This is a genomic window from Phenylobacterium sp., from assembly GCF_020253645.1.
Lineage (GTDB): Bacteria > Pseudomonadota > Alphaproteobacteria > Caulobacterales > Caulobacteraceae > Phenylobacterium.
In genome coordinates this window covers 1-5,497 of record NZ_JADCBG010000122.1, presented here as the reverse complement: position 1 = coordinate 5,497, position 5,497 = coordinate 1, and the positions used below count along the sequence as shown (strand labels likewise).

2 protein-coding genes are annotated in these 5,497 nt (G+C 71.1%); both read left to right on the top strand.

Annotation, left to right across the window (positions count from 1 at the left end; translation table 11 throughout):
* Positions 1–840: calcium-binding protein (locus tag INE98_RS08705; RefSeq protein ID WP_367120179.1), on the top strand; the 840-nt coding region annotated here is incomplete at its 5' end.
* 174 nt (positions 841–1,014) lie between these two features.
* Positions 1,015–5,497, top strand: a 4,483-nt coding sequence (locus INE98_RS08700) for a calcium-binding protein (RefSeq protein WP_293538261.1), incomplete at its 3' end; no start/stop codon positions are given.

Genomic DNA, 5,497 nt, shown 5'->3' with positions numbered 1-5,497 from the left:
GGGGGCGGCGGGGCCGACACCCTGAGGGGCGGCGGCGGCGCCGACAGCCTGGCGGGCGATGGGGGCGACGATGTCTTCATCTTCGCCGGGACGGCCGACGTCTCTGCGGGCGACGCAGTGGACGGGGTGAGCGGGACCGACACCGTCCTCGTGACGGCGACCACCGACCTGACGGGGGTGACCTTCGCCAACCTCGACGCGGTGACCCTGTCGGACGGGGTGACGGCGACCTTCACCGGGGCGCAGATCTCCGGCCAGGCCTGGGCGGTGAGCGGCGTCTCCGGCGGCGGGACCGAGACCCTGGCGGTGACGGCGGCTTCGGGGACGAGCGTGAGCCTTGCGTCCCTGACCGGCCTGACCCACCTCGCCATCACCCTGACGGGCGCGGGCGGGGACGAGACGCTGACGGGCTCCTCGGCGGCGGACCGGATCACCGGGGGCCTGGGGGCGGACAGCCTGACCGGCGGCGGCGGGGCGGATGTCTTCGTCTATGTCGGCGCGCAGTCGGGGATTACCGAGGCGACGGCGGACGTCATCGGCGACTTCGGCGCCGGTGACTCCCTGAGCCTGGGGCTGGCGGGCGATTCGACGGCGGGGACCGGCAACTATGTGGAGGCGGGGGCCGCGGTGGCCGACTTCGCCGCCGCCCTGGCCGCCGCCAACACGGCGCTGGCGACCCTGAACGGGACGTCCGCCGCAAGCCAGCTCTACGCCTTCGAATTCGACGGGACGAAAGGCTACCTGTTCGCGGACCTGGACTCCGACGGCCTCGCCGACCAGGTGATCATCCTGACGGGTGTCGCCAGCACCGGAATCGCAGCCTCCGACATCGTCGTCTGAGGCGCGCGGTTTCCGTGCGGGGAGAGGTGTGCTTCCAGGGAAATGGACCGTCCGGGATCGCTCGCGTTGAGCTTGTGCGCCCGTTCCTGAACGTTATTGTGTGGGGATAGTCGTGTCTAGTTTGCGGTGCGATTCGGGCTGGCATCCATCGATGCAGCCTTCATGGGGCGGAGCGTGACGGCGTACACCTTCGAAACCCTAACGGCCTCAGAAGCCCTGGCCTTCACTGCCGGGGACACCCTGACCTTCGCCACGCCCGGGGCCACCGCGTCCATGGTGCGGGTGACCTTCATTCCCGCAGCGGACGGAACCGGCTTTCTCCCGCCCACCGCGCGCATCGGCCTGACCTTCAATGGCGTCACCCGGGAGTTCAACGCCGCGGCCCTGGCGGGACGCGGCGGGTTTACCGGCCAGATCAACTTCGCCAGCGGCTCCATGCTCTATCCCGGGACGACCGGGGCGGACTGCATCCTGGGGTCGGCCTGGGATGACGGCCTCTATGGCGACGAGGGATCCGATACCTTCGCCGGCGGCGAGGGCTCGGACATCATCCAGGGCAATATGGGTGCGGACTCCCTCACGGGCGGCCTCGGCGACGACAGCATCTACGGCGGCCGGGACAGCGACCAGATCGACCTCGGGCCCGGCGCCAACTGGGCGAACGGGAACATAGGCGCGGACACCGTGATCGGCGGCTCGGGCGCCGACACCCTGCTGGGCGGTCAGGACGGGGATGACCTGCGCGCCGGCGAAGGCGACAACTACGTCTCCGGCGACCTGGGAAGCGACACGGCGACCGCCGGGAGCGGGGCGGACACCCTGCTGGGCGGGGACGGCGCCGACAGCCTCGCTGCGGGTGCAGGCGCCAACCGCCTGGAGGGCGGCGCTGGAGCCGATATCCTCACTGCCGGGAGCGGGGCGGACACCCTCCTCGGCGGCGACAGCTCAGATACGGTCGACGCCGGCGCCGGCGACAACAGCCTGGCGGGCGAGGCGGGCGACGACACCCTTTCGGCAGGGACCGGATCGGACACGATCACTGGCGGCGCTGGCGATGACCGCATCCTTGGCGGCGGGGGAAACGACAGCGTCAACGCGAACGCCGGGGAGGACAGCGTCACCGGCGGCGCCGAAAACGACAGCCTCCTTGGCGGGCAGGGCAATGACACCGTGGTTGCAGGCGCCGGGGCGAACTACGTCCACGGAAACCTGGGGAACGACAGCGTTCTCACCGGCTCCGGCGCCGACACCGTCCTGGGCGGCCAGGGGCAGGACGAGCTCTCGGTCGGCGATGGCGCCAACCTGGTCTTCGGGGACCTCGGCGACGACACTGTGACCATCGGCTCCGGATCGGACACCGTTGTGGGGGGCGCGGGGAACGATCGCATCCTCATGACCGGCGATGGTTCCGGGGCCGACAGCCTCGAGGGCGGCGACGGCGATGATACGGTGATCGGCGACGGGGCGACCGGCGCGGCGGTGATCCTCGGCGGCGCAGGCGCCGACAGCCTCATCGCCAACGCGGGAGCCTCGACTGTCGCAGGTGGCGATGGCGCCGACACCCTGACAGGGGACGCCGGCGCCCAGTCCCTCTCGGGAGACGGGGGCGATGACCGCATCATCGGGGGAGCCGCGTCGGAAACGATCTCCGGCGGAACCGGCGCCGACAGCGTTACCGGAAATGGCGGCGCGGACCGTATCGACCTGGGAGCCGGCGACGACACCGTCCTTGCGGGCGCCGGGAACGATCTCGTCGAGGGTGGCGACGGCGCCGACAGCGTGCTGGCGGGAGAGGGCGCCAACACCCTCCTCGGTGGCCAGGGGGCGGATACCTTGTTGGCCGGCGCCGGCGCTGACATCGTCGCGGGTGATGACGGCGCGGACCGGATCGAGGCGGGCGCAGGCGACAACAGCATCACCGCCGGGTCTGGCGCGGACACCGTGATCACCGGGGCTGGCGCAGATACCCTGCTGGGTGGGGAGGGCGCCGACTCCCTGACGACGGGTGCGGGCGCCGACTCCGTCGACGGCGGTGCGGGCAATGACTCCGTCATCGCCGGGGGCCCCAGCGGCGCGGCCACCTTCCAAGGCGGCGACGGCGACGACCTTCTGGACCTGTCCGCCAACTCCGGAGGATCGACGGCGGGTTACGGCGGCGAGGGCGCGGATGACCTGAGGGGTGGAACCGGCCTGGACTTTCTCTCCGGCGGCTCGGGCGCGGACACGCTGGACAGCGGCGGCGGTTCAGACAGCCTTCTTGGCGGGGATGACAATGACCTGCTGAAGGGCGGGGCTGGGCCCTCCAGCCTGGCCGGCGAGGCCGGCGCGGACACCCTGACTGGCGGCGCCGGCGCCGAGACCCACTCCGGGGGAGAGGGCGACGACCGGATCACCACCGGCGGCGGCGCGGACTGTGTCTCGGGCGACGGCGGGGCCGACAGCCTGTTCGGGACGGCGGTGGCGGAAACCCTCCTGGGCGGCGATGGCGACGACCTCATCGAGGCGGACGCCGGAAACAACCTGGTGGAGGGCGGCGCCGGGGCGGATTCCGTCACTGCCCTCGGACAGGCCGACACCCTCCTGGGGGGCGGAGGAAACGACAGCCTGAACGCCGACCTGGGCGCCAACTCCGTTGCAGGCGGCGTGGGCGCCGACATTCTGTTGGGCGAGGGTACGCTGACCGGCGAGGACGGCGGCGACACCCTCACCGGATCCACAGGGAACGGCAGCCTGTCCGGCGGCGCCGGCTCGGACTCGCTCGCGGCCGGCGCGGGGGCGGACACCCTGAGGGGTGGCGCCGGGGCCGATACCCTGAGCGGCGGCGCCGGCGCGGACCTGTTCATCATCGGCGCCGGCGAGGCCGCGGGCCATTCGCCCGGCGCCATCGAGGTGATTACCGACTTCAGCACGGCGGAGGGCGATCAGCTGGAACTGGGCCGGCCGGGGGTCAGCGGGTTCACCGCTCAGCCTGCGTCGACCTTTGAGTCGGCCCTGATACAGGCCGAGGCCCTGATCGGGGCGGGACTCCATGACCTCGTCTTCACCGTCGTGGGAAGCGCCGATACATTCGCCTTCGCAGATACGGACGATGACAACCGGATCGACGTGTTCATCCGCATTCAGGACTTAAGCGGCTCGCCCATCACCGGGACGGAGGGGCCGGACACCCTGACGGGCAACGAGACTGCGGATTCCTTCCGCGGCTTCGGCTCCGGCGACCTCATCATCGGCGACAACGATCCGGTCTTGGGCGGGGCGGACACCCTGGACGGCGGGACCGGCAATGACACCCTGGACGGCGGACCGGCCAATGACTGGCTGATCGGCGCCGAGGGCGCCGACAGCCTTGTAGGCGGGACCGGCGACGACAGCCTGGATGGCGGGGCCGACGGCGACATGCTTGTCGGCTCCGGTGGCGCGGACACCCTTTGGGGGGGGCAGGGCGCCGATACCCTGTCCGGCGGCTCGGGCAATGACCGCCTGGAGGATGTTTCCGCCGATAACTCCCTGAGCGGAGATGCGGGCGCAGATACCCTGATCGGAGGGGAGGAGAACGACACCTTCCTGGGTGGAGGCGATAATGACCGGCTGGAGTCCAACGGTGGAGCGGACAGCCTTCTCGGCGAAGGCGGAGCTGACCTCTTCTTCAGCGGCGCCGGCGCGGACACCGTCCTGGGCGGCGGTGAAAACGATACCGTGGTTGGGGATGCCGCCGGAGACTCCCTGCTGGGAGAGGCCGGCGCCGACAGCCTACGGGGCGAGGACGGCGCCGACACCCTCATCGGCGGCGATGGCGCCGACACCCTCAACGGCGGCCTTGGCGCCGACAGCCTGATCGGCGGGGACGGGGATGACGGCTATCTCGTCGAGGGCACTTCAGAACTGGACCCCGCCGAGTCCTTCAATGGCGGGGCGGGGACTGACAGCCTCATCCTGGCGGTGTCAACCAACTTCCCCACCGGCCTCACCCTGATCAGTGTCGAGAGCCTGTTCGTGGCGGCCGGCGCTGTCGTGAACATCAACCAGAGCCAGCTTTCCGGCTTTACAGCGGCGTCAGGGGGAGGCTCCGGCGCCACCCTCAACATGAATGTCAGCCTGGGCGGGACCTTCACCCTGCCCAGCCTGGGTTATTCCGGGCTGGTCGTGGCCATCCTCGGCGCGGGCGGGAACGAGAACATCACCGGCGGCTCCGGGGACGACTCGGTCCTCGGCGACGACGGCGCTGACACACTGAACGGACTGGCCGGGAACAACACCCTGCTCGGCGAGACCGGGGCGGACTGTGTTTTCGCCGGAGCGGGCGACGATTTCATCCTTGGCGGCGACGGGAATGACACGGTCAGCGCCGGCGACGGGGCGAACCGGATCGACGCGGGCGGCGGCGCGGACACCGTCCTTACAGGGACAGGGGCGGACTGCATCCTGGGCGGCGACGCCGCCGACACCCTGAGCGCAGGGTCCGGCGACAACACCCGGGCGGGCGAGACGGGCGCAGATTCCCTGGTGGCGACCGGAGGCGCCGATTCCATCTTCGGCGGCGACGGGAATGACACGGTCAGCGCCGACGACGGGGCGAACCGGATCGATGCGGGCGGCGGCGCGGACACCGTCCTTACAGGCACGGGGGCGGACTGCATCCTGGGCGGCGACGCCGCCG